Source organism: Mesorhizobium sp. RIZ17 (assembly GCF_051127865.1).
Lineage (GTDB): Bacteria > Pseudomonadota > Alphaproteobacteria > Rhizobiales > Rhizobiaceae > Mesorhizobium > Mesorhizobium humile.
The window spans coordinates 2,779,589-2,802,868 of the sequence record NZ_CP147861.1; the positions used below are offsets into that span (position 1 = coordinate 2,779,589).

The following is a 23,280-nucleotide window of genomic DNA, read 5'->3' on the forward strand; positions in this document are numbered from 1 at the left end:
CTGTCCTCCCGGTTTGGCGGAAACTCGTCAGAGTCGTTCGGACCAGCTTGCGCAGCCGGTATCGCGCAACTCTCCGATGGATTTGAGACGCTCCTTCTCCACAAAGCGCGCCATGCCGGCAACGATGCGCCCCGGCAGCATTGGTCCAGCGTAGATCATCCCGGTGTAGAGCTGGACGAGGTCGGCGCCGGCGCGGATCTTTTCCAATGCCGCCTCGGTGGAATCGACGCCGCCGACACCGATGATCGCGATCTGCGGGCCAAGCAGCCTGCGCATCCGGGCCAGAACCGCGGTCGAACGCTCGAACAATGGTTTCCCAGAGAGCCCGCCGGTTTCATTCGCGACGCCGCCGCTCCGCAACCCGGTCCGCGCCAGCGTCGTGTTGGAAACGATGACGCCATCGACTTCCTTCTCGGCGACCTCGGCGGCGATGTCTTCCAGCTCCGCCTCGACGAGATCCGGCGCGATCTTGAGGAAGACGGGCGGTTGCGCAAGAGCGGTGGCGCGCGCGGCCATCACCCGCGACAGCAATTCGCCGAGCTGCTCGCGCGCCTGCATGTTGCGCAGGCCCGGCGTGTTTGGCGAGGAGATGTTGACGGTCAGATAGCTCGCATAGGGCGCGAAGCGGGCGACGCCGCGCTCATAGTCGGCGATGCGGTCGGCGCTGTCCTTGTTGGCGCCGATATTGACGCCGACGATACCCGGCCGCCCCTTGCGCGCGGCAAGCCGTCTTTCCGCCGCCGCGTGGCCCTCATTGTTGAAACCCAGCCGGTTGATCACCGCTTCGTCCGCCGTCAGCCGGAAGATGCGCGGCTTCGGATTGCCCGATTGCGGCTGCGGCGTGATGGTGCCGACCTCGGCAAAGCCGAAGCCGAGCCCCAGCAGCGCGTCCGGCACCTCGGCGTTCTTGTCGTAGCCGGCGGCCATGCCGAGCGGATTCGGGAAATCGAGACCGCTAAGACTGATCTTGAGCCGCGCGTCGCGCGTTGTGGTCGCGCCGACCGGAAGCCCGCAGCGCAAAGCCGCGATCGACATGCCGTGCGCGGTTTCCGGATCGAAGGAGAAAAGCAGCTTCTGGCCGATCCGGTCGAGCACGCTCATTCGCCCTCCAGCGCCGGGAATTCGTGGCCGTTCGCGCCGAGCGGCAGCGGCTTGACCCAGAGGGCGGCATCGAGAGCGAGCGGAGCGTAAAGATGCGGGAACAGGGCGCCGCCGCGCGACACTTCGTATTTCAGCGCGTCGCCCAGCTTAGCCCCGTCGATGGCGATAAGCAGCAGATCGCTCTGGCCGGCGAAATGCCTGGCCGCCGTCTCGCGCACCTGGCCGGCGGTGGAGAAATGGATGAAGCCGTCGGCGATGTCGATCGGCGCGCCGGTAAAGCGCCCGTTCCTCTCGGCTTCGCGCCAAAGCGCCTCGGGGGCGATCTTGTAGATAATCTGAGACATTGTCGCGCTATAGTCCGAACCGAAGGTGCGGGGAAGGCTCAAGCTCGACTCTTCCCCATTTCCGGCGCAAACCTGTGATAGCCCGCCTTCACTGGCTCATGGAGGACACTATGCGTCTGCAGCACATCCTGATCCCCGCGGCGCTCTGCTCGCTGGTTGCCGCGTCCGCCTATTCCGAGGAGACCGACCACTATCGGCTGGAGAAGTCCGCCGACGGTTATGTTCGCATGGACACAAGGACCGGCGCCATGTCGATCTGCGAGGAGCGCACCGGCCAGCTCGTCTGCAAGATGGCGGCCGACGAGCGGGCCGCCTACCAGGACGAGATCGACCGGCTCGACAATTCGGTCAAGGCGCTCGACGCGCGCGTCGCCAAGCTCGAGAATTCGCTCTCGGCCCGGCTGGAATCGCAACTGCCGAGCCAGGAGGACTTCAACAAGACGATGGGCTACATGGAGCAGTTCTTCCGAACCTTCAAGGACATCGTCAAGGACATGGACAAGGAAGACGGCGACAGCGGCAAGCTGAACCAGAAGACCTGAACCGAGGGCGCAATTCCAGGAAAAGTGCATAGCGGTTTTCCGTCCGGAATTGCGCAAAACAAGAGCCGAACCGTTGGGGAAAACCCCGCGCGCGGCCTTTGCCGCTTGAAAACGCGCCGCGTCGCCGCATAATCATTCCGGTCCCCGCAAGAAGCACACAATGATGATGGGATCGGGGGAGGAATATTTGCCGTCGGGCCACACTTTCGTCATTGCCGACGACCATCCGCTTTTTCGCGGCGCGCTGAAGGAGGCGCTGGCCGGCGTCGGCGACGTTGCCGCCATCCATGAGGCAGGGGATTTCGAAAGCGCCAAGGCGCTGGTGCTCGCCAACGAGGATGTCGACATGGTGCTGCTCGACCTGTCGATGCCGGGCGCCAGCGGCCTCTCCGGCCTGATCTCGCTGCGCGGTATCCATCCGGCGGTGCCGCTGGTGGTGGTGTCGGCGCATGACGATCCCGTCACCATCCGCCGCGCGCTCGATCTCGGAGCGTCCGGCTTCATTTCCAAATCGGCCAGCATGGAAGAAATCCGCGCCGCCGTGCAGGCGGTGCTTGCCGGCGATATCGCCGCACCCGCCGGTATCGAGCTCGGCGTCGAGCGCGATCCGGAGATCTCCGACCTGATCAAGCGCCTGCAGGCGCTGACGCCGCAGCAGACGCGAGTGCTCGGCATGCTGGCGGAGGGCTTGCTCAACAAGCAGATCGCCTATGAGCTCGGCGTCTCCGAGGCCACCATCAAGGCGCATGTCTCGGCCATCTTGCAGAAGCTCGGTGTCGACAGCCGCACCCAGGCGGTGATCCAGCTGTCGAAGATCGGCGGCGACCCGCTGCAGCCGGTCGGCTGACCGTCCGTTTCAGTCCGGGCGCTGAACCGCTTCCTGCCGCGCCGGTCGTGCCCCGAAGATCGCAAAGCCGATCGCCGCCATGATCCATACGGCGACGCCGCCATAGAGCATCACCCAGCCAAAGCCGCTCGCCAGCGCGCCATGCGCGACGTCGTCCGGCAGGCTCGGCACCGGATTGCCGGCCGCGATCGCCTCGGCGAACTGACGGAGTCTTGCGCTGTCGAGATCGGGCAGCACGATCATGAGATGGGAGAGCACGCCGTTCGCCAGGATGAAGCCCATCACCGCGATGTTCACCGCAAGCGAGATCATGCGCGCGCTCATGTCGATGCCGGACGCCATCCCGGCGCGGTTGCGCGAAACCGAGCCGGTGGTCGTGTTGGTGACCGGCGTGTTGGTGATGCCGAGCCCGGCGCCCGCGATCAGGCAGCCGGGCAGCATGGTCAGCCAGCTGGCATGGGCCGCGGCGCTGCCCCATTTCATCAGGAAGAAACCGATGCCGATGATCGCGAGCCCCGCCGGGATGACGACGCCGGGCCGGTAGCGCAGCGACAGCCGCTCGGCCAAAGGCGGCATGACCAGCGTCGGCAGCGTGTAGGCCAGCAAGGCAAGGCCGGTGGCGAAGCTGTCGAGGCCGAGGCCTGTATGGAACCAGATCGGCAGATAGATCATGAACGGCCAGTAGCTGATATTCATCGCCGTCGAGCCGACGATCGCGCCGGAAAACGGGCGGATGCGAAACACCGAAAAGTCGAACATCGGCCGCTTGCTGAGCCTTTCGGCGACGAGGAACGCCACGAAGCTCGCGATCGACAGGCCAAGGATCGCCAGGGCGGCGGGGCTGGCAAATCCGAGCTCCGGTCCCTGCGTGATGTAGAAGACGAGGCAGAAGACGGAAGGCGACAAGGTCAGGATGCCGGCGAGATCCAGCCTGCCCGCTTGCAGATCCCTCGATTCATGGACGCCGCCCAAGGCAAGCACGAAGGCGACGATCGCAACCGCCACATGGATGAGGAACACCCACTGCCAGCTCGACACGGCGACGATGCCGCCGCCGATGATCGGACCGAAGCCGAGGCCGATGCCGAAGATGACGCCCCACCAGCCCCAGGCCACGGCGCGCTCGCGCCCGTCCTGGAATTCATGCGACAGCACGGCGAGCTGGCAGATCAGCATCGCGCCGCCGCTCAACCCCTGCAGGAAGCGCGCGGCGATCAGCGTCGAGACGTTGCCCGCCAGGCCGCAGATCAGCGAGGCAAGCCCGAAGGCGGCGATCGAGACCAGGAAGACGCGCTTGCGCCCATAACGATCGGCAATGGTGCCGACCGCCATCAGCACGCTCGTGACGGCGATCGTATAGGCGTTCATCACCCATTGCAGTTGCGTGAAGTCCGCCTTGAGCACCTGCTCCAGCGTCGGCAGGATGGTGGGAACGCTCGATATCTCCAGCCCGAACATCAGGCAGGCAAGACATGCGGCGAACAGAACGACGATGCCCCGGCGGGTGAGGACAGGAGTCATGGTCAAACCTCTCGAATTTCTTGGGGCAGGGCGAAACCGGATGGTTTGCCGCTGTACGCCCAACGCAAGTTAAGGCAGGCTTGATCATTTTAGAATTGCATGGTTGGCTATTTCAGAGACAACAAAACAGGATAGCTGACATGACGCTGGACGTAGATGCGGTAAGAGCCTTCGTTACTGTCGCCGACCTACGCAGCTTCACCCACGCCGCCGACGCCATTGGCAGCACCCAGGGCGCGATCAGCGTCAAGCTGAAGCGGCTGGAAGACCGGATCGGCGAAAGACTGATCGAGCGGACGCCGCGGCTGGTGCGGCTTTCAACGCGCGGTGCCGTCTTCCTGGAGCCGGCGCGCGAGCTGCTTGCCGCGCACGACCGCGCTGTCGCCAGTCTTACGGCTGTTCGCCGCCATTTTCGGCTCGGCATCGCCACCCATGTCGGCGGCGCCGAGGTGCCTACCTTGCTGGCGCGGCTCAGTGCGCATGACCCGGCGCTGACCATCGAGGTCAGGCTTGACGACACACGCGACCTGCTCGCCGCCTTCGATCGCGGCGATCTCGATGCGGCGATCGTGCGGCGTGGGGACGGCCGCCGCGACGGCGAGGTGCTGGCGCCCGAGCATTTCGGCTGGTACGCGACGCCGGACTTCGTCTACCGCGCTGGCGAGCCGCTGCGGCTGGCCGCCTCCTCGCCCTCCTGCAGCATCCGCGACGTCGTCACCGGCGCGCTCGACGCGGTCGGTATACCGTGGACACAAGTCTTCCTGGGCTGCGGCTCCTTTGCGGTTGCGGAGGCCGTGTCGGCGGGCCTTGCCGCCGGCGCCTTCTCGTCTCGCCTGGTTCCGCCCGGCACGATCGAGATCAGCCGCAAATTCGGCCTGCCGCCGCTGCCGGCATCGGAGATCGTGCTGTTGTCCACGCTCTCCGACGCCCAGTCGCGCGATGCGTTGCGCACCCTTGCCATGGCGTTTCGCGATCACCGTCCGCCTGCTAGTGGCGCGAGGCCTCGGTTCCGCAATTCGCAAATGGCCGACAGCTCCATCTGAAGCTGCCGGCCGGCGCGGTCCTGGCCGTGATGCTGAACGAGCGCCTAAAGCAGGTCGAGTGAAAAAGGATTCACGCGACCTGCTTTAAGTTTTTGATTTTAAGCATGTCTTTGTCCCGAAACCGGGCCACTTTCGGGAGACATGCTTTAGCGATAGTTTTCGACGGCCGAGGCCGGCATTGCATCATCCTCGGCGGTGTCCACAGGGCTCCGCGCTCGTCCGATGGCCGCGCCAAGACCAAGCGAGGCGATGGCCACGAGCGGAATGCCGGCGATCCAGGGCAGGCGTGGCGCCAGCGCGTAGAGCGCAGTGCCGATCGACGGTCCGAGCGAGTCCTTGAGGTCGACAGCCACCGACGAGGCGGCCATGTAGGAGGCACGCCGCGCCGATGGCGCCAGCGCGTTGACGGCGGTCGGCACCAGCGGCCCGACCAGCATCTGCGCCACCGCGCACAGGCTGACGGCGGCGATGAGCGAGATGATGCCCGGCGAAACCGCCAGCAGCGCAAAGGCGGCGATGGTCGAGATGCCGGCGCCGGCTGCCAGCCAAAGCGCCGATCGCGCCTCGGCAAACCGGCCGACCAGCATCTGCAATCCGACCGTCAGGGCGGCCGCATAGGCAAACAGCGCGCCGACGCCGGACGGGCTGAGCGTGCCGGCATCCTGCGCATAGAGCGGGATGACGGCCTCGATCCAGTTGCCGGAAATCTCGAACAGCACCACCCAGGCGAGCAGCTTGGCCAGGCGGCCGTCGCGCAAGGCTGGCAGCAGCGCCGACAGGCTTTCCCCTTCCTCCGCGTCCTCGGCTTCGCCTTCGGCGCGACCGCTGCCATGCGTTTCGGCGAATGCGATGAGCATGACGATGCCGCCAAGGATGAGCATACCGCCACCGGCGAGGAACACGCTGCCCAGCGAAACGAGCGCCAGCAGCGCGCCGCAGGCCGGTCCGAGGATCTGCCCGGCGCTCGAGCTGACGCGCGCCATGCCGAACCAGCGCGGATGCGCGGAAGACTCCGTCACATCGGCGATGGCGGTGAGGATGGTCGGGTGGAGCACCGACTCGCACATGCCGGTCAAAAGCAGCGCGGCCGCGGTGGCGGCGACGCCGTGGACGAAGAACAGCGCGATGAAACCGCAGCCGACGCCGAGCGAGGACAGGATCAGCACCGGCCGCCGGCCGATCCCGTCGGCAATGCCGCCGATCAGCGGCGCGGCGACGAGCTCGCCGCCCGCATAGCAGGCAAACAGCAAGCCGATAGCGCCGACAGGGATGTTCGCCTCGCCGCTCGCCCAAAGCGGAAAGAAGGGCACCAGCGCGCCATCGGCGAAACCGGCGCAGAAGAACAGGAAAAGGCCGAGCAGGGCCGGGCGCGGCAGCCGGCGCCAGGTCGATGGCAGAATGGTCATGAAGTTCACCTACGCGTCAAAGGCTCGAAGGCCGGGGCCCGAAGGCTGGGATTGCGCGTTGGTTGACGTAAACGCCTACGGCTGTCCGACGGACAGCATGGGTTTGTCGTTGGGGCGTGATCAGTTGAGCCGCATCGACAGCTCGACGTCGTCGCCGAACGGCGTCGACATATAGCCGCCCTCCGGCGCGCGCACCCGCTCCAGATATTCGGGCGAGGAGTCGGCATTGTCGGCGATGACTAGCGCGCCGGGTCGGAGCCGGCTCTCGACCAGGTTCAATATCTCCGGATAGAGCGCCTTGGCGCCGTCGAGCAGCAGGAGGTCTATCCGGTCGGGCAGGTCAGCGCTAAGCGTTTCGAGCGCATCGCCTTCGCGGATCTCCACCAGGTCGATGAGGCCGCCTTCGGTCAGGTTGGACTTGGCCCGCACCACCTTGGACGGCTCGAATTCCGTGGTGATCAGGCGGCCGCCACCATTGTCGCGCAGCGCCGCGGCAAGATAGAGCGTCGAGATGCCGAACGAAGTGCCGAATTCGACGATGATGCGCGCGCCGGTGCTGCGCGCCAGCATGTAGAGCAGTGTGCCGGTCTCCGGCGAGACCGCAAGCCACAGGTCTTTCACGCTGCCGTAGAATTGTGGGTATTCCGTCTTGCTGCTGATGAGACGCGCCCGTTCCTCATGCGAGTATCTGGAAATCGCCGGGCTGGTCGCCGAGGCGGCTTCCTTGAACAGGCGGTTGAGGAGCGGGGCCAAAGGAGTTCCGGTCAAGGTGGTCATGATTGTCTCCGGGCGGTTCTTGTGTCGCTTCGAAAAATACGAATAATCCTTCAGGTTTCCAATTCGCATTTCCAAGCGTGGCCATGATCCAACGCCCAAGCCCTTCAATTTCCACCCGAAAACAGCCAAAACAGGCGCGCGCCACGGAGCTCGTCGCGGCGATTCTGCAGGCGGCTGCTCAGGTTTTGGCGAGCGAGGGGGCGCAGAGATTCACCACCACGCGCGTGGCGGAAAGGGCCGGCGTCAGCGTCGGCTCGCTCTACCAGTATTTCCCGAACAAGGCCGCACTTCTGTTCCGCCTGCAGAGCGATGAATGGCGTCAGACGACCGAACTTCTGTGCGGTATCCTTGAGAACCTCGAACTGTCGCCGTTCGAGCGGATAAGAACGCTGGTGCACGCCTTCATTCGTTCGGAATGCGAGGAGGCGGCGGTGCGCGGCGCGCTGAACGACGCGGCGCCGCTCTATCGGGATGCGCCGGAGGCCGAGGAGGCAAAGGCCATGGCCGACCGCACGGTCGAGACCTTCCTGCGCGAAGTGCTGCCCGACGCTTCCGCCGCTGTCCGCGCCATGACCGGCGAGTTGATCATGAAGACGCTGAGCGCCGTGGGAGCGGATTTCTCCGAGAAGGAACGAACGCCCGATGAGATCGAAGCCTATTCCGATGCACTCGCCGGCATGTTCTGCGCCTATCTCCGAAGTCTCGGCCATCGCGGTTGAGTTTGAGATCACTCCGCCGCCGGCGCCAGCGGCCTGACGCGCGCCATCATCGAGCGCAGCACCGCTGGCTTCAGCGGCTTGTTGACGACGGGAATGTCGAGCCGGCCGGCAGCCGCGCGCACTTCGCTGGAGCGGTCGGCGGTGACCAGCACACAGGGCAGGTCCTGTCCGTAGGCGGCGCGCAGCGTGGCGACGGCATCGAGCCCGGTGCTGCCGTCGAGATGATAGTCGGCAAGCACCAGGTCCGGTTTCGGCGCGCCGGGTTTCATGAGATCGCCTGATCCCGAAGCCGTCTCGACATGGCATCCCCAGCCTTCGAGCAGCAGCCGCATGCCGTCGAGGATGCGCGCGTCATTGTCGATGCACAGCACATTGAGCCCGGCAAGCGTCGAGGCGGAGCGGGCCGGCGCCTTGCCGGCCTCGCGCGGCGGCGCCGCCACCGCCGCGACCGGCAGGATCACGGAAAAGCGCGTGCCCTTGCCGGGGTTGGAGAAGATCTGGATCTCGAGCCTCAGCACCCTGGCGATACGGTCGACGATGGAGAGACCCAAGCCAAGGCCTTCGGCCTCGCGCACGCCCTCGTCGAGGCGCGTGAACTCGTGGAAGACGGTGTTCAGCTTGTCGCCGGCAATGCCGATGCCGGTGTCGATCACCTGGATCTCGGCCAGCTCGCCGCGCCGCCGCACGCCAACCAGGATGCGGCCTTGGCGCGTGTATTTGATGGCGTTGGAAACGAGGTTCTGGATCAGCCGTCGCAACAGATTGCGATCGGTCATGACGCCGAGCGAGGATGGGATGATCGTGAGCTCGAGCTTCTTTTCAGCGGCCAAAGGGCGAAAATCATTGCCGATCTGGCCGAGCAGTCCGCCGAGGTTGAAGGCGGCGTTCTCGGGCTTCATGGCGCCGGCGTCGAGCCGCGAGATGTCGAGCACCGCGCCGAGGATGGTCTCGACCGATTCCAGGGAGGATTCGATGTTGACGGCGGCCTTGCCGGCCGGTCCCTTGCCGGCCTTCTCGATCAGCGACGAGCAATAGAGCCGCGCCGCGTTGAGCGGCTGCAGGATGTCGTGGCCGGCGGCGGCGAGGAAGCGCGTCTTGCCGAGATTGGCTTCCTCGGCCAGCATCTGCGCCTGCGCCAGCTCCTCGTTGACGCGGGTGAGCTCGATGGTGCGGGTCTTGACCCGCTGCTCCAGCGATTCATTGGCCCGCTTCAGCGCCAGGTCCTGCTCGACGCGGCCGGAAATGTCGGCATAGGTGGCGACGATGCCGCCATCGGGCATCGGGTTGGAGCGCAGCTCCAGGATGCGGCCGCTGGTCTTGAGCTCCATCTGCCATGGGCCGGCGAAGCTGGTCAGTCGGTTGAGCGTCGTCACGCGCTGGTCGGCGGGAATGTCGCCGCGCTCGGCGAGATGGCGCAGGATCCGGTCGAGCGAGACGCCGACCTGGCCCATCTCGTCCGGCAGGTCGAACAGCAGCCGGTATTGCCGGTTCCAGCAGATCAGCCGGAAATCGCGATCGAAGACGGTGATGCCTTGCTCCATCTGGTCGAGCGCGATCTGTAAGAGGTCGCGATTGTGCTGCAGCGCCTCGGTGGCGTCGTCGAGCAGCTTGAAGGCATCCTTGGAATCGCGGTCGTTGCGGCGGAAGAGCAGCGACAGGATCAGCCGCGCCGAGGAAGAGCCGACGGCGCTCGCCAGCAGCTGCTCCGAGAAGCGGATGACATCCATGCTGGCCTGTTCGGTGCCGTGCAGGGAGACTTTCGCGTCCCTCTCGAAGGATTGGAACGAGCGCTCCGTGCGCTCGACGCCGAGATAGCGCGAGATCGTATCCTTCAGGTCGTTGACGGTGACGGCGGTGCGGAAGCGCCTGAGGCTCGGCATCGGGCCGGCCTCGCGCGGCACGAAGATCGCCGCCTGGATCCGCTCCAGCGGTACCGATGCTCGCGACAGAGATCCAAGCACGAAGAACAGGGCGTTGACCGAGAGGCTCCACAGCACGCCATGGTTCAGCGGCTCGCCGACGGTGCCGAACAGCGCCTGCGGCCTCAGCGCCTCGAAGCCGAACAGCCCATGGGCGACGATGCCGGAAGCGGGACCGACCAACGAGGGGAGTAGCAGCGTGTAGCTCCAGACGGCGATGCCGGCGACCATGCCGAGTGCTGCGCCCCGGCCATTGGCGCGACGCCAGATCAGCCCGCCGATCAGCGCCGGCGCGAATTGCGCGATCGCGGCAAACGACATCAGGCCGATCGACGACAGCCGCGCGCTGTTGGTGCTCTCGCGATAATAGAGAAAGGCGATGAACAGCATGATGAAGATCGAGGCGCGGCGCACGTTGAGGATGAGCGTCGACCAGTCCTCGCTCTCCGAAGAACTGGTCTTGAGCACGCGCCGCACGAACAGCGGGATGACGAGATCGTTGGAGATCATGATCGACAGCGCGACGCTCTCGACGATCACCATGGCGGTCGCCGCCGACAGGCCGCCGACGAAGGCGGCCATCGCCAGCAGGTCATGCCCGCTGAGCAGCGGCAGCGACAGCACGTAAAGGTCGCTGCTGGTCTTGGTGCCGACCAGCGACAAGCCGGCAAAGGCGATCGGCAGCACGAAGAGGTTGATCGCCACGAGATAGAGCGGGAACACCCAGGTCGCCGTGCGCAGTTCCGCCTCGCTGCGGTTCTCGACGATCGTGACGTAGAACTGCCGCGGCAGCATCAGCACGGCAAAGCCGCTGAGGCCAGTCAGCACCAGCCAGGTGGCCAGGGAGGTGCTGTAGCTCATGGCCTGGCGCACCTGGCCGTTTCCGGCGAGCTTGGCGAACATGTCGCCGGGGCCGCCGAAGATCAGGAACGTCACCATCAGGCCGATGGCGAGAAAGGCGGCGAGCTTGACCACGGTCTCGACCGCCACCGCGAGCACCAGCCCGTCCTGATGTTCGGTGGCGTCGGCATGGCGGGTGCCGAACAGCACCGCGAACAGCGCCAAAAGCATCGCCACCACCAGCGAGATATCGCTGACGAAGGGATCGAAGGAGGGCGGCGAGCCGGTATAGTGCTCGACCATCAGGCTGACGGAGCCCGAGATCGCCTTGAGCTGCAACGCGATGTAGGGCACCGCGCCGACGGTTGCGATCAGCGTCGCGATCGCCGCGACTGTGAAGCTCTTGCCGTAGCGGGCGCCGAGGAAGTCGGCGATCGAGGTGATCTTCTCGCTTTTTGCCAGCCGGATCATGCGGTTGAGCAGCGGGAAGCCGAACACGAAGACCAGCACCGGACCGGTATAGATGCCGAGGAATTCGAGGCCGCGCTCGGAGGAAAGGCCGACCGAGCCGAAAAAGGTCCAGGAGGTGCAGTAGATGGCCAGGCTGAGCGCATAGATGAAAGGCCGTGCCCGGCCCAGGCCGATCGTAGCCGAACGCCGGTCGCCGACGCTGGCGATGGCGAAAAGCAGCGTCACATAGGCGATCGCGATGATGACGACGAACCAGCCTTGCACGGTCCGCACTTCCTCCCTGGAGCATGATGCCGAAAAGTGGGAAGCGGTTTTCGGGCGACATCATGCTCTATTCTTGATTCAAAGTCGGTCTCCACCCTGGCCTGGGCTAGACGCAATCACAGCTTGGAGCCCAAGTCCATCGCGGCTTTCGGCGCATATGTGCTTGATGACGCTATGTAAACACAAACCGGTGCCTTGGCTCATTTTCCGGTTTTGCAACCGGGGGTTTTTGTTATTGTGAACCTTGGGTCGGCGTCGAAGGACACTGGAGAGGCGGCAGCGCGGCCCGTGATGCAAGGAGGGTCGAATGCTGAAAGAATTCCAGGAATTCATCTCCAAGGGCAATGTGATGGACTTGGCCGTCGGCGTCATCATCGGCGCCGCTTTCGGCAAGATCGTCGAATCGCTTGTCAATGACATCATCATGCCGATCGTCGGCGCGATCTTCGGCGGGCTGGACTTCAACAACTACTTCTTCGGACTGTCCTCGAACGTCCATTCGGCCACGCTGGCCGATGCCAAGAAAGAGGGCGCGGTCTTTGCCTATGGCAGCTTCATCACCGTGGTGCTGAACTTCCTGATCCTGGCCTTTATCATCTTCCTGATGGTCAAGGCCGTGAACAATATGCGCAGGCGGCTTGAGCGCGAAAAGCCGGCCCCTGCCGCCGCGCCGCCGCCTGCCGATGTGCAGCTTCTGACCGAAATCCGCGACCTGCTCGCCAAGAGATAACGCAGAGCGGGCGCTCTGGACCAAAACCCCGGCCGCCCGCGGCCGGGGTTTTCCGTTTGGCGATCTGGTAAGAGCGCTCACGAGACGAATATGGATTTTGCCCATGACCCTTATCGAGACCTTGCGCACCGAGGCCCGAGCTGCCCCTGAAAGCGGCATTGTCGCCGTCGTCAATCATGGTCGCCTGCGCGAAGGCCTGATCCCGCTCTGGGCCGGTGAGGGCGATCTGCCGACGCCGGCCTTCATCAGCGATGCCGCCGCCAAGGGACTGGCCGACGGCGAGACTTTCTACACCTGGCAGAGGGGCATTCCCGCGCTCAGGCAGGCGCTCGCCCGCTACTACGCCAGGCACTTCGGCAAGACCTTCGCCGAGGAAGAATTCATCGTCACCGGATCCGGCATGCATGCCATCCAGCTGGCTATCGACGCGATCGCCGGCAGCGGCGATGAGGTTATCTACCTCTCGCCCGCCTGGCCGAACTTCGCCGCGGCCGCCGGCGTGGCGGGCGCCGTGCCGGTGCCGGTCACCCTCGACCAGTCCGGCAATGGCTGGTCCTGCGACGTCGACAAGATCGCCGCCGCGGTCACGCCGCGCACGAAGCTGTTGTTCATCAACACGCCGTCCAACCCGACCGGCTGGACCGCCGATCGGGAGACGCTCCAGGCGATCCTCGATCTCGCCCGCCAAAAGGGCCTGTGGATCATTGCCGACGAGATCTATTCGCTGTTCCACTACGGCCATGGCCGCGCGCCGTCCTTCCTCGACATTACCACGCCCGAGGACCGCATTCTGTTCGTCAACAGCTTTTCCAAGAACTGGGCGATGACCGGCTGGCGCGTCGGCTGGATCAAGACGCACCCCGCCTTGCAGCAGGTGTTCGAAAACCTGATCCAGTACTCGAACTCCGGCGTCGCCCAGTTCATGCAGCGCGGCGCGGTCGCCGCCCTCGACGAGGGTGACGGCTTCATCGCCGAACAGGTGGAGCGCGCGCGAAAAGCACGCGATCTGGTCTGCGATATCCTGGGCGCCACCGGCAAAGCGCGCTTCACCGTGCCGCAAGGCGCCTTCTATCTGTTCTTCACCGTCGACGGCCTCAGCGATTCCCGAAAAGCCGCCTTCGACATCGTCGACAACGCCAATGTCGGCCTGGCGCCCGGCACCGCCTTCGGCCCCGGCGGCGAGGCCTTCCTCAGACTATGCTTCCACCGCCGCCTCGATCAGCTCGAGGAAGCGGCGCATCGCCTGGGGAAATGGATGAAGACGGTATAGCCGAGCCGTCGACGAAGCCCGAATTGAGACTCGCTCCGGTGAGTCAGCCGGTGTGACTTTCGAGAACCGGAGCGCAGCGGACATTCAAGTCCGTGAGCACCGGAAGCGCAGAAAGTTGCAGCGGATGGCCGCCGGAGTAGAGTTTAAAACGGGCTTCACCCGCCTGACTTCGGCACCAGGAGCGGAATGATCCGGTCGGTCTTGGCGACGGCGGGACGGCCGGAGCCGGCATAGGGGATGCCCAGCGCATCCCAGGTCTCGACCAGCGCGTCCTGCAATTCGGCGATCAGCGCGTCCGAATGGAACGGCGTCGGCGTGATGCGCAGCCGCTCGGTGCCGCGCGGCACCGTCGGGTAGTTGATCGGCTGGATGTAGATGCCGTGCACGCCAAGCAGGCGGTCGCTCGCCATCTTGCAAAGCTCGGGGTCGCCGACCAGCACCGGCACGATGTGGGTGGCCGATTCCATCACCGGCAGGCCCGCGGCGGCAAGCACCTGCTTGGTCCTGGCTGCCTGGCGCTGCTGTGCGTCGCGCTCGGACTGCGAGCGTTTGAGGTGGCGGATGGAGGCGGTGGTGGCGGCGGCGATCGCCGGCGGCAGCGCGGTCGTGAAGATGAAGCCCGGCGCATAGGAGCGAACCGCGTCGATCACCGCGCTCGTGCCGGTGATGTAGCCGCCCAGCGTGCCGAACGCCTTGGCCAGCGTGCCCTGGATGACGTCGATGCGGTCGGCCAGGCCCTCGCGTTCGGTGATGCCGCCGCCGCGCGGCCCGTACATGCCCACCGCATGGACCTCGTCGATATAGGTCATGGCGTTGTAGCGTTCGGCGAGCTCGACGATCTGCCTGATCGGCGCGATGTCGCCGTCCATCGAATAGACGCTCTCGAAGACGATCAGCTTGGCGCGCTCGCGGCCGGCCGCCTGCAAGAGGCTTTCCAGATGCGCGACGTCGTTGTGGCGGAAGATCTTCTTTTCCGCGCCCGAGCGGCGCACGCCTTCGATCATCGAGGCATGGTTGAGCTCGTCCGAGATGATCAGGCAGTTGGGCAAAAGCCTGGCGATGGTCGAGATCGAGGCCTCGTTGGAGACGAAGCCGGAGGTGAAGACCAGCGCCGCTTCCTTGTCGTGCAGGTCGGCGAGCTCATGCTCCAGCTCGACCAGCGGGTTGGAGGTGCCGGAGATGTTGCGGGTGCCGCCGGCGCCCGAACCCATCTTGCCGGCCGCGGTCTGGAAGGCGGCAATCACATCCGCGTTCTGGCCCATGCCGAGATAGTCGTTGGAGCACCAGACGGTGATTTCCTGGGCGCGGCCGTTGGAACGCCAGATGGCGCGCGGGAACTTGCCAACGATGCGCTCGAGGTCGGCGAAAACGCGGTAGCGACGCTCGGCGTGGAGCTGGTCGATCGCATCCTCGAAGAACCGCTGGTAGTTCATGTCGACTTCCCAATTTTGCGGCGGATCATAGTCACTGCCCCATGCCACGTCCACCGGACCCGACCGGTCAAAATGCCACGCCCCGGCCCTGTTCCTAACGATGCCGGATCGTGGCCTATTCCCGGCTGTTTGAAGCAGCTTTGTTTCAGTACGATGCCTCGGACGGGAGGAACTGTTACGGACTTAACATTATGGGGAGGCGTATGCATATCGCCCAAAAGTGCACAGCGGTTTTGGGGGAACGACATAGGCTTTAGCGGGCTTGCGGCGGGGTTTCCAGCACGGTGGCTGTTGAGACAGTTTCCGATAAATCTTGATCAGCGAGGTAGAAAATGACGGTTTTGGTGACGGGCGGTGCCGGCTATATCGGCAGCCACATGGTCTGGGAGCTGCTGGACGCCGGCGAGAGCGTCGTGGTGCTCGACCGGCTTTCCACCGGCTTCGAATGGGCGGTGGCGCCCGAGGCAAAGCTCGTGATCGGCGACGTCGCCGACAAGGAACTGGTCGGCCAGGTGATCCGCGAAAACAAGGTCGACGCCATCATCCATTTCGCCGGCTCGATCGTGGTGCCGGAATCGGTCGCCGATCCGCTCGGCTACTACGAGAACAACACCTGCAAGACCCGCACGCTGATCGAAACCGCGGTGCGTGAAGGCGTGCCGCACTTCATCTTCTCCTCCACTGCCGCCGTCTATGGCGGCGCCGGGCTGGAGCCGGTGCGCGAGGATGCCCGCCTTGCGCCGGAATCGCCTTATGGCCTCTCCAAGCTGATGAGCGAATGGATGTTGCGCGATGCGGCGCTGGCGCACGACATCCGCTATACGGCGCTGCGCTATTTCAACGTTGCCGGCGCCGATCCGAAGGGCCGCACCGGACAGTCGACGCCCGGCGCCACGCATCTGATCAAGGTCGCCTGCGAGACCGCGCTCGGCAAGCGCCCCTTCATGCAGGTCTTCGGCAATGATTATCCGACGCCGGACGGCACCTGCATGCGCGATTATATCCATGTCAGCGATCTCGCCGCCGCGCACCGGCTGGCGCTGCAGCGGCTGCGCGACGGCGGGAGTAGCCTCGTCGCCAATTGCGGCTACAGCCATGGCTATTCGGTGCTGGAAGTGATCGACAGCGTGCGCCGCGCCTTCGGCCATGACTTCGATGTGCGTATGGGGGACCGCCGGCCGGGCGACGCCGCCGCGGTGGTCGCCAATTCCGAGCTCGCCCGCAAGGAGCTCGGCTGGACGCCGCAGCGCGACGATCTCGACCTGATCGTCAACGATGCGTTGGCGTGGGAGCGCATTCTGACGACCAAGAACTCGGTTCGAAACTGAGCAATTCCAGGAAAAGTGTGTAGCGGTCAGGCTCGGCGACTTCGCCGTAGCCTTCCGTCCGGAATTGCGTCAAGACAAATAGTCCATCTGTTGGGCCAAGGGCTCGTGCGACCTCTGCAGAGGCGTTAAGGGATAGCCGGAGCGGTGCGCAGAAGCGTGCCGCCCGGCACGATCCTTGAGGGGGATGGCATGAAGGTCCTGGTTCTCGGCGCCGGCGTGGTTGGCACGGCGGCCGCCTACTATCTGGCCAAAGACGGTCACGAGGTGACGGTGATCGAGCGCCATGAAGCGGCGGCGCGGGGCACCAGCCAGTCGAATGCCGGTCTGGTGTCGCCGGGCGACGCCACCGCCTGGGCCTCGCCGGCTGCGCTGAAAACCTTCCTGCGCGCGCTCTGGAATCACGATCTCGGCATCAAGGTGAGGCTGCGCCTCGATCCGTATTTCTATGCCTGGAGCCTGCGTTTCCTGCGCGAATGCACGATCAAGCGGCTGCGCGCCAACACCGACATCAAGCTGAGGCTGGCGCTCCACTCGCGCGCGTGCATCAATCAACTGTCGGAGGAGACCGGCATCCATTACGACGAGCGCAAGAAGGGCATTCTCTACTTTTTCCGGTCGCAGAAGAGCCTCGACACCGGCACCGACAATTACCGCTATCTCGGCGAGCACGGCCTGCCGATCGAGATTGTCGGCCGCGAGCGCCTGGTCGAGCTGGAGCCGGGCCTTGCCGGCGTGAAGGAAAAGATCGCCGGCGGCATCTATTCGCCGATCGACCAGACCGGCGATTCCAAGCAGTTCACCGACAGGCTCGCCGCCTATGCCGCCGAGAAGCTCGGCGTCAGATTCCTGTTCGGCACGACGATCCAGGGTCTCGACATCGAGGGCGACCGTGTGCGGGCGGTCATCACCTCGGCAGGGCCGGTCACAGGCGACGCCGTCGTCATCTCCATGGGACCGGAAAGCGGCTTGCTCGGCCGACGTTACGGCATCAACTTGCCGGTTTATCCGGTGAAGGGCTATACGGCGACCATTCCCCTGGAGGACGAAAGCAAGGGGCCGACCATGGGCGGCGCCGACGAGGATCGGCTGATCGGCTATTCGAGGCTCGGCAATCGCCTGCGCATGTCCTCGACGGCCGAATTCACCGGTTTCGACCGCAGCTTCAAGCCCGGCGATTTCAGGACCATCCTGGAAACCGGCAAGGATCTTTTCCCGGGTGCCTTCGACGAGAAGAAGGCCGTGCTGTGGGCCGGCTTGAGGCCGATGATGCCGAACTCGGTGCCGGTGATCGGCCAGGCGAAATACCGCAATCTCTATCTCGACACCGGCCACGGCCATGTCGGCTGGACCATGGCCTGCGGCTCCGGCCAATTCCTGGCCGACGTGGTCGCCGGCCGCAAGCCGCAGATCGACCCGGGGGGACTGCTTTACGGGACGGCGCGCTGAGCCGGCTTAGAGCTTCACGGCCTGCTGCCACGCCAACACGTATTCGCCCCAGGCGCGCTCGACTGGCGGTGCGGTGCGCTCACCCTTGCTCATCACGGTCACACCATCTGAGGCCAATAATGCCGCCCCGATGCTGGTGCCCGTCGAGGTCTCCGACGTAGCGACCGGTCGTCCCGTCGCTGCCGCCAGCATGCAGTTGAAAAGCGGGTTTTGCGCGAACGGTCCCTCGACGGTTGTCGGCCCGTCGCCGCCAATCAGCTCCAGGCAGGTCGCGGTCATCAGCGCCAGATAGAACGAGATGGCGGCGAAACGCTGGCCACTATTCAGGCCTTCGGCATTGGCCCATTGCGCGGTTCGGTGCGGGAATGGTCCGGAACCCGACTGAGTGGAAGGCAGTAGCAGAGCTTTCCGCGTCAGCACGTCGGCAACGTCGGCCTCGCTCCATTCCTGTGGCTGACCCTCGGTCAGCAGCGAAAACTCGCGTCCGCCCATAAAGCGCGCCGACGGCACCGGGTCGCCGAGCGCATTGACATTGACCAGCGTGTCGCGTGCCGGGTCGAGCTCGACCTTGCTGCCGCCCACCGCCATCGACACTACCCATGTGCCGGTCGAGACGACGGAGAACGGCGGTGCGTCGGACAAGAGGTGCGGCAGCAGCGAGGCGTTGGAATCGTGCAGTCCGCAGAACACCGGAGTCTGCTCGTCGAGCCCGGTGCGTCGCGCAAGCGCTGGCAGGATTGGACCAAGCCGGTCTTTTGCCGGCCGCACCGGCGCCATCAGTTGGCGCCACCCCATCTTGTCGACCAGCGAGGAATAGTCGGAGGTCCAGGGGTTCCACAGATCGGTGTGGCAGCCGAGCGACGTCGCCTCGTTGGCTGCGACGCCGGTCAGCCGCAGCGCCCAATATTGCGGGTACATCAGCATCGCGGCGGCCCTGGCGAATTCCGCTGGGAACCACTTCTGCTGCCAGAAGAGCTGCGCGCCGAGATTGAGGCCGATCGGCAGCCGCGGCGTGCCGGTCTCGGCAAAGGGCGGGCGGACGGCGTCGTAGTCGGCCGCAAGCCAATTGGGACCGTCGAACTCATAGTCGAGCACCGGGAGCACCAGTTCGCCTGAGGCGTCCACCAGCGCGCCGGTCGCGCCATGCGTGGTGATCGAAATGGCGTCGATCCGCCGTTCGCCGTCGAGATAGGTCAGGCTGTTCAAGATGAACGTCCACAGCGCCTCGACATCGTGGTGCGGGTAGGGCGCGTGCCGCACCGGCGAGTTCGCCGTGCGGCGCAGCGCAATTTCGCTCAGCGTCGTGAGATCGACCAGCGCCACCTTGGCGTTGGTCTTGCCGATGTCGATGACGGCGACGTGGCGGATCATGCCATATGGAACAACGTTTCCAGCGGCGCCGCCACCGGTTCGTTGTCGGCTTTGGTTTCCATGACGTCGGCCATATGCGCCCACCAGCGCTGCATCACCGGATGCTTGGGCAAGTCCGCCATGTCGTGATCGTCACGGCGCCAAAGCACGCCGAACAGGATGTCGGTCTCCTCGTCGAGGTGGATCGAATAGTCGGAGACGCCGGCCCGCTTCAGCAGCGCCACCAGCTCAGGCCAGATCTCGTCATGGCGACGCTTGTATTCGGCTTTCATCCCGGGATTGAGCTTCATCTTGAAGGCGTATTTTTCCATCAGGCGAAGCGCCCTTCGCGCAGTCGCCGCCAGACGATCGGCAGCGCAATGACGATGATCAGCAACAGGCCGATGAAGATCGACATGACGATGCCCGGCACGTTGAGCAGGCCGAGCCCGAACGTCACCAGCCCCATGATGAAGGCGGCAAGCACGACGCCGAGGATGCTGCCGGCGCCTCCGAGGATCGAGACGCCGCCCAGCACCACCATGGTGATGGCTTCCAGCTCATAGCCCTGCGCGATCGACGGCCGCGTCGAACCGAGCCGTGACGTGATCAGCACAGAGGCTATGCCCGACATCAGCCCGGTCAGGCAAAACAGGATGAACTTGATGCGGGCAACGCGCACGCCGGAGAACTGGCAGGCGACCGGATTGTTGCCGATGGCGAAGACGCGACGGCCAAAAGCCGTGCGGTGCAGCACGAACCAGTAGATCAAAGCCGCGACGAGGAACAGCGCCAGCTCAAACGAGAATACCCACCAGACGTAACCCTGGCCGAAGAAGGCGAAGCTTTCCGGATAGCCCTTGTAGGCCTGGTCGCCGAGGATGATGAAGGCGATGCCGCGAAACAGGCTCATCGTGCCGATGGTGACGACGATGGACGGCAGGCCGAGGCGGGTGACCAGCAGCCCGTTGAACGCGCCGCAGCCCAAGCCGACGACGATGCCGATCGCCACCAGCACCGGCGTGCCGGCGCCGGCCTGCACGGCCATGCCCATCATCGTCGAGGCTAAAGCCACAATCGCCGCGACCGAAAGGTCGATCTCCCCGGAGATGATCAGCAGCGCCATGGCTAAAGCGATCAGCCCTTTTTCCGTGAAGTTGAAGGTAAGGTCCGACAGCGACCACGGGTCGAGGAAGTAGGGCGAGGCGAAGCTGTTCACAGCGAAGATGGCGACCGCGATGACGACGAGCAGCGCCTCCCAGGAGAAGATCGCCGAGGACAGCGGCTTGTCGAGCCGGTCGGGGATATGGCGCGGGTGAGGGGCGTCGGTCATGCCGCTTCCGCCTTTCTGAGGATGATGCGGCCCTGCCGGCGTTCGCCGCGCGCATTGAGCACCACGGCCAGGATGATGGCGCTGCCCGAGATCGCCATCTGCCAGAAGGGCGAGATGTTGATGACCGGCAGTGCGTTGGAGATGATGCCGAGGAACAGCGCGCCCAGCACCGCGCCGCCGACCGAGCCGATGCCGCCGGCGATCGAGATGCCGCCGATGACGCAGGCGGCGATGATGTTGAGCTCATAGCCGTTGGCGACCTCGACCGAGGCGATCACGTAGCGTGAGATCCACAGATAACCGGCGAGCCCGCCGATCATGCCGGAAATGCAAAAGACGATGAACTTGGTGCGGCCGACATCGATGCCGGCATAGACCGACGCCGTCGGGTTGACGCCGATGGCGTGGATCGAGCGGCCAATCGCGGTCCGCGTCATCACCAGGAAGAACAGCGCGATCACGATGATCGCGATCCAGGACAGCACCGGCAGGCCGAGGAAGACGGCGCGCTGGAAATTGATGAAGTCGGGGCTCATCTGGTCGGCATTGACCCAGGCGCCGCCCGAAACGACGAAGGTGGCGCCGCGATAGATGGTCAGCGTGCCCAGCGTCACCACGATCGACGGGATGTTCAGCCGCCACACCAGCAAGCCGTTGATCGCGCCGAGCACGAGGCCGACGGCGAGAGCGATGACGATCAGCACCGAGATCGGTATCGCCGGATGCGCGGCGTTGAGCATCGCCACCACCATGCCGGTGAAGCAGAGATTGGAGGCCATCGACAGGTCGATCGAGCGCGTCAGGATCACCACCATCTGGCCAAGTGCCAGGATCATCAAAATGGAGGTGTCGTTGAACACCTGGCGCAGATTGGCGGGGTCGGCGAAGCCGGGAAAGCGCGTCGAGATCAGCCCGATCAGCACGACGATGCCGGCAAGCAGCCAGATCTCGCGATATTTGAGGAAGCTCTTCATGCCGCGATCCCCGCTGCCGTTCGAACCAGCGTTTCGGCGTCCAGCCCCTTGTTGTCGTACGTCGCCGCGATGCGGCCTTCGCGCATGACCACGACGCGGTCCGACATGCCGAGGATTTCGGGCAGTTCCGACGAGACCATGATCACCGAAAGGCCTTGCGCGACCAACTCGGCCATGAAGCCGTGCACGGCGGCCTTGGAGCCGATGTCGATACCCTTGGTCGGCTCGTCGAGGATGATCACCTTGGGCGTTGTGGCCAGCCATTTGGCGATGACCACCTTCTGCTGGTTGCCGCCCGAAAGCGTGCCGACATCCTGGCTGAGCGATGAGGCGCGCAGATCGAGCCGTTCGGTGTAGGAGCGGGCGAGCGAGAATTCTTCCGCCAGCCTCAGCACGCCGGATTTCGAGGTGCGCGCCAGCGACGGCAGCGACACGTTCTGGAAGATCGGCAGGCCGATCACCACGCCCTGTTTTCCGCGTTCTTCCGGCACATAGACGATCCCGGCCTCGATCGAGTCGGCCGCCGATCTCGGCGCGATCGACTGGCCGTCGAGCGAGATGGTGCCCCGGTTGGTGCGGGTGATGCCGGCGACCGCCTGCATGACCTCGCTGCGGCCGGCGCCGACCAGCCCGTAGAAACCGAGGATCTCGCCCTTGCGCAGCTCGAAGCCGATGTCGTCGAATTCGGTCGGATGCGACAGGCCGGAGACGGACAGCACCGGCGCGCCGATCTTCGGCTCGCGCTGCGGAAAGATGTGGTCGACGTTGCGGCCGACCATCATGCGCACGATCTCGTTCTGGCCGGTGTCCTTGAGCAGGCCTTCGCCGACCATCTCGCCGTCGCGGAAGACGGTGTAGCGGTCGGCGATGCGGTAGATCTCGTCGAACTTGTGGCTGATGAAGAGCACGGCCTTGCCTTCGCTCTTCAGGAATTCGATGAGCAGGAAAAGCTCCTCGATTTCTTTCATCGAAAGCGCCGCGGTCGGCTCGTCCATGATGACGATGCGCGCGTCGATCGACATGGCGCGGGCGACAGCCACGAGGTGCTTGTTGGCGATGCCGAGGTCCTTCAATCGCGCGTCGGCGTCGATATGGCCGGCGCGCATCGTCTCCAGCACCTCGCGGGCTTGTCTGCGCATGGTGCGCCAGTCGATGGTGCCGAAGCGGGTGCGCGGCGCGTGGCCGAGGAAGATATTTTCGGCGACCGAAAGATCGTCGAACAGCACGGTTTCCTGATGGATGGCGGTGATGCCGTGGCCGAAGGCGGCATGCGCGCTGGGCAGCGTCGTGGCCTGGCCGTCAATGCCGATCTCGCCTGAATCGGGCTGGTAGATGCCGGTCATGATCTTGACCAGCGTCGACTTGCCGGCGCCGTTCTCGCCGATCAGCGCCGTTACCTGACCGGGATAGAGCGACAGGCTGACATTGTGCAGTGCGCGCACGCCCGGGAAACTTTTCGAGATGCCTGAGAGCGTCAGGCGCGGAGAGGCGCTTTGGGAGGGGCCAGAGGGCTGGGGTCGCTCCGTCTCCGCTTTGCGCTGGGCTGTCGTGTCCATATCGTATCAGGCCCTGAGAGAAGGTCCGTTTGAGGATGCGGCGGGACAGTTGTCCCGCCGCATGAG

The 23,280-nt window shown here is 64.9% G+C and carries 20 protein-coding genes; 8 read left to right on the forward strand and 12 right to left on the reverse strand.

The features are described from left to right. Positions 1 to 27: 27 nt before the first annotated feature. Together WDX12_RS13545 and WDX12_RS13550 are read right to left on the reverse strand one after the other, a co-directional pair. Entirely contained in the window at positions 28 to 1,101 is a 1,074-nt protein-coding gene (locus WDX12_RS13545) for a quinone-dependent dihydroorotate dehydrogenase (RefSeq protein ID WP_434725198.1), read from the reverse strand. Then, positions 1,098 to 1,445 carry a DUF952 domain-containing protein gene (locus WDX12_RS13550; protein WP_434725199.1) on the reverse strand — a complete coding sequence of 116 codons (348 nt, stop codon included), beginning with the start codon at positions 1,443 to 1,445 and terminating at the stop codon, positions 1,098 to 1,100. Before WDX12_RS13550 ends, WDX12_RS13545 begins: the two co-directional genes overlap by 4 nt. A 110-nt stretch (positions 1,446 to 1,555) precedes the next feature. Between WDX12_RS13550 and WDX12_RS13555 the strand changes: the two genes are divergently transcribed. Both WDX12_RS13555 and WDX12_RS13560 read left to right on the forward strand, forming a co-directional pair. Beyond that, positions 1,556 to 1,987 (forward strand): hypothetical protein, encoded by a 432-nt coding sequence (locus WDX12_RS13555; RefSeq protein ID WP_320297652.1) that lies wholly within the window; start codon positions 1,556 to 1,558, stop codon positions 1,985 to 1,987. 187 nt (positions 1,988 to 2,174) lie between these two features. Further along, positions 2,175 to 2,834 (forward strand): response regulator transcription factor, encoded by a 660-nt coding sequence (locus WDX12_RS13560; RefSeq protein ID WP_320297799.1) that lies wholly within the window; start codon positions 2,175 to 2,177, stop codon positions 2,832 to 2,834. A 9-nt stretch (positions 2,835 to 2,843) separates the two neighbouring features. Here the strand turns inward: WDX12_RS13560 and WDX12_RS13565 are convergent, their stop codons facing one another. Beyond that, the gene (locus WDX12_RS13565) at positions 2,844 to 4,355 is read right to left on the reverse strand and encodes an MFS transporter (RefSeq protein WP_434725200.1); all 1,512 of its coding nucleotides are present in this window, start codon (positions 4,353 to 4,355) and stop codon (positions 2,844 to 2,846) included. 140 nt (positions 4,356 to 4,495) lie between these two features. Here WDX12_RS13565 and WDX12_RS13570 point away from each other — a divergent pair, with 140 nt between their 5' ends. Further along, positions 4,496 to 5,398: a LysR substrate-binding domain-containing protein gene (locus tag WDX12_RS13570; RefSeq protein ID WP_434725201.1), complete on the forward strand. Its 903-nt coding sequence runs from the start codon at positions 4,496 to 4,498 to the stop codon at positions 5,396 to 5,398. 146 nt (positions 5,399 to 5,544) lie between these two features. Here the strand turns inward: WDX12_RS13570 and WDX12_RS13575 are convergent, their stop codons facing one another. Both WDX12_RS13575 and WDX12_RS13580 read right to left on the reverse strand, forming a co-directional pair. Further along, a complete protein-coding gene (locus WDX12_RS13575) occupies positions 5,545 to 6,804 on the reverse strand; it encodes an MFS transporter (RefSeq protein WP_434725202.1) in 1,260 nt (419 codons plus the stop codon). Positions 6,805 to 6,924: 120 nt separating this feature from the next. After that, a complete protein-coding gene (locus WDX12_RS13580) occupies positions 6,925 to 7,581 on the reverse strand; it encodes an O-methyltransferase (RefSeq protein ID WP_434725203.1) in 657 nt (218 codons plus the stop codon). An 83-nt stretch (positions 7,582 to 7,664) separates the two neighbouring features. Between WDX12_RS13580 and WDX12_RS13585 the strand changes: the two genes are divergently transcribed. Continuing rightward, the gene (locus tag WDX12_RS13585; RefSeq protein WP_434725204.1) at positions 7,665 to 8,300 is read left to right on the forward strand and encodes a TetR family transcriptional regulator; all 636 of its coding nucleotides are present in this window, start codon (positions 7,665 to 7,667) and stop codon (positions 8,298 to 8,300) included. An 8-nt stretch (positions 8,301 to 8,308) separates the two neighbouring features. Here the strand turns inward: WDX12_RS13585 and WDX12_RS13590 are convergent, their stop codons facing one another. Further along, a complete protein-coding gene (locus tag WDX12_RS13590) occupies positions 8,309 to 11,794 on the reverse strand; it encodes a PAS domain-containing hybrid sensor histidine kinase/response regulator (RefSeq protein WP_434725205.1) in 3,486 nt (1,161 codons plus the stop codon). 307 nt (positions 11,795 to 12,101) lie between these two features. On the opposite strand from WDX12_RS13590, the gene mscL reads away from it, so the two are divergent. Both mscL and WDX12_RS13600 read left to right on the forward strand, forming a co-directional pair. Then, positions 12,102 to 12,524, forward strand: coding sequence for a large conductance mechanosensitive channel protein MscL (mscL, locus tag WDX12_RS13595; RefSeq protein WP_320297648.1), 423 nt, complete (start codon positions 12,102 to 12,104; stop codon positions 12,522 to 12,524). A 103-nt stretch (positions 12,525 to 12,627) separates the two neighbouring features. Continuing rightward, positions 12,628 to 13,794, forward strand: a complete 1,167-nt coding sequence (locus WDX12_RS13600) for a pyridoxal phosphate-dependent aminotransferase (RefSeq protein WP_434725206.1) — start codon at positions 12,628 to 12,630, stop codon at positions 13,792 to 13,794. A gap of 155 nt (positions 13,795 to 13,949) precedes the next feature. On the opposite strand, the gene hemA is transcribed toward WDX12_RS13600, so the two are convergent. Beyond that, entirely contained in the window at positions 13,950 to 15,227 is a 1,278-nt protein-coding gene (gene hemA / locus WDX12_RS13605; protein WP_434725207.1) for a 5-aminolevulinate synthase, read from the reverse strand. 332 nt (positions 15,228 to 15,559) lie between these two features. On the opposite strand from hemA, the gene galE reads away from it, so the two are divergent. Beyond that, positions 15,560 to 16,555: a UDP-glucose 4-epimerase GalE gene (gene galE, locus WDX12_RS13610; protein WP_320298870.1), complete on the forward strand. Its 996-nt coding sequence runs from the start codon at positions 15,560 to 15,562 to the stop codon at positions 16,553 to 16,555. A gap of 189 nt (positions 16,556 to 16,744) precedes the next feature. After that, complete coding sequence (locus WDX12_RS13615; protein ID WP_434725208.1) at positions 16,745 to 18,001, forward strand: D-amino acid dehydrogenase; 1,257 nt, start codon at positions 16,745 to 16,747, stop codon at positions 17,999 to 18,001. A 6-nt stretch (positions 18,002 to 18,007) separates the two neighbouring features. On the opposite strand, the gene WDX12_RS13620 is transcribed toward WDX12_RS13615, so the two are convergent. From WDX12_RS13620 to WDX12_RS13640, 5 genes are read right to left on the reverse strand one after another with little or no spacing between them, the layout of a single operon-like run. Further along, entirely contained in the window at positions 18,008 to 19,372 is a 1,365-nt protein-coding gene (locus WDX12_RS13620) for an FGGY-family carbohydrate kinase (RefSeq protein WP_434725209.1), read from the reverse strand. Further along, on the reverse strand, positions 19,369 to 19,683 hold the full coding sequence (gene rhaM / locus WDX12_RS13625) for an L-rhamnose mutarotase (protein WP_434725210.1): 315 nt from the start codon (positions 19,681 to 19,683) through the stop codon (positions 19,369 to 19,371). The genes WDX12_RS13620 and rhaM overlap by 4 nt, the downstream gene beginning before the upstream one ends. Beyond that, positions 19,683 to 20,684, reverse strand: coding sequence for an ABC transporter permease (locus WDX12_RS13630; protein ID WP_320298866.1), 1,002 nt, complete (start codon positions 20,682 to 20,684; stop codon positions 19,683 to 19,685). Before WDX12_RS13630 ends, rhaM begins: the two co-directional genes overlap by 1 nt. Beyond that, on the reverse strand, positions 20,681 to 21,658 hold the full coding sequence (locus WDX12_RS13635; protein WP_434725211.1) for an ABC transporter permease: 978 nt from the start codon (positions 21,656 to 21,658) through the stop codon (positions 20,681 to 20,683). Before WDX12_RS13635 ends, WDX12_RS13630 begins: the two co-directional genes overlap by 4 nt. Beyond that, the gene (locus WDX12_RS13640; RefSeq protein ID WP_434725212.1) at positions 21,655 to 23,214 is read right to left on the reverse strand and encodes a sugar ABC transporter ATP-binding protein; all 1,560 of its coding nucleotides are present in this window, start codon (positions 23,212 to 23,214) and stop codon (positions 21,655 to 21,657) included. Before WDX12_RS13640 ends, WDX12_RS13635 begins: the two co-directional genes overlap by 4 nt. Positions 23,215 to 23,280: the final 66 nt, after the last annotated feature.

Coding starts and splice junctions, on each gene's coding strand:
- WDX12_RS13545 (WP_434725198.1), bottom strand. CDS start 1,101: ATGAGCGTGCTCGACCGGATCGGCCAGAAGCTGCTTTTCTCCTTCGAT.
- WDX12_RS13570 (WP_434725201.1), top strand. CDS start 4,496: ATGACGCTGGACGTAGATGCGGTAAGAGCCTTCGTTACTGTCGCCGAC.
- WDX12_RS13630 (WP_320298866.1), bottom strand. CDS start 20,684: ATGACCGACGCCCCTCACCCGCGCCATATCCCCGACCGGCTCGACAAG.
- WDX12_RS13620 (WP_434725209.1), bottom strand. CDS start 19,372: ATGATCCGCCACGTCGCCGTCATCGACATCGGCAAGACCAACGCCAAG.
- WDX12_RS13580 (WP_434725203.1), bottom strand. CDS start 7,581: ATGACCACCTTGACCGGAACTCCTTTGGCCCCGCTCCTCAACCGCCTG.
- WDX12_RS13600 (WP_434725206.1), top strand. CDS start 12,628: ATGACCCTTATCGAGACCTTGCGCACCGAGGCCCGAGCTGCCCCTGAA.
- WDX12_RS13555 (WP_320297652.1), top strand. CDS start 1,556: ATGCGTCTGCAGCACATCCTGATCCCCGCGGCGCTCTGCTCGCTGGTT.
- WDX12_RS13585 (WP_434725204.1), top strand. CDS start 7,665: ATGATCCAACGCCCAAGCCCTTCAATTTCCACCCGAAAACAGCCAAAA.
- WDX12_RS13615 (WP_434725208.1), top strand. CDS start 16,745: ATGAAGGTCCTGGTTCTCGGCGCCGGCGTGGTTGGCACGGCGGCCGCC.
- WDX12_RS13640 (WP_434725212.1), bottom strand. CDS start 23,214: ATGGACACGACAGCCCAGCGCAAAGCGGAGACGGAGCGACCCCAGCCC.
- mscL (WP_320297648.1), top strand. CDS start 12,102: ATGCTGAAAGAATTCCAGGAATTCATCTCCAAGGGCAATGTGATGGAC.
- WDX12_RS13550 (WP_434725199.1), bottom strand. CDS start 1,445: ATGTCTCAGATTATCTACAAGATCGCCCCCGAGGCGCTTTGGCGCGAA.
- WDX12_RS13565 (WP_434725200.1), bottom strand. CDS start 4,355: ATGACTCCTGTCCTCACCCGCCGGGGCATCGTCGTTCTGTTCGCCGCA.
- galE (WP_320298870.1), top strand. CDS start 15,560: ATGACGGTTTTGGTGACGGGCGGTGCCGGCTATATCGGCAGCCACATG.
- rhaM (WP_434725210.1), bottom strand. CDS start 19,683: ATGGAAAAATACGCCTTCAAGATGAAGCTCAATCCCGGGATGAAAGCC.
- WDX12_RS13575 (WP_434725202.1), bottom strand. CDS start 6,804: ATGACCATTCTGCCATCGACCTGGCGCCGGCTGCCGCGCCCGGCCCTG.
- hemA (WP_434725207.1), bottom strand. CDS start 15,227: ATGAACTACCAGCGGTTCTTCGAGGATGCGATCGACCAGCTCCACGCC.
- WDX12_RS13635 (WP_434725211.1), bottom strand. CDS start 21,658: ATGAAGAGCTTCCTCAAATATCGCGAGATCTGGCTGCTTGCCGGCATC.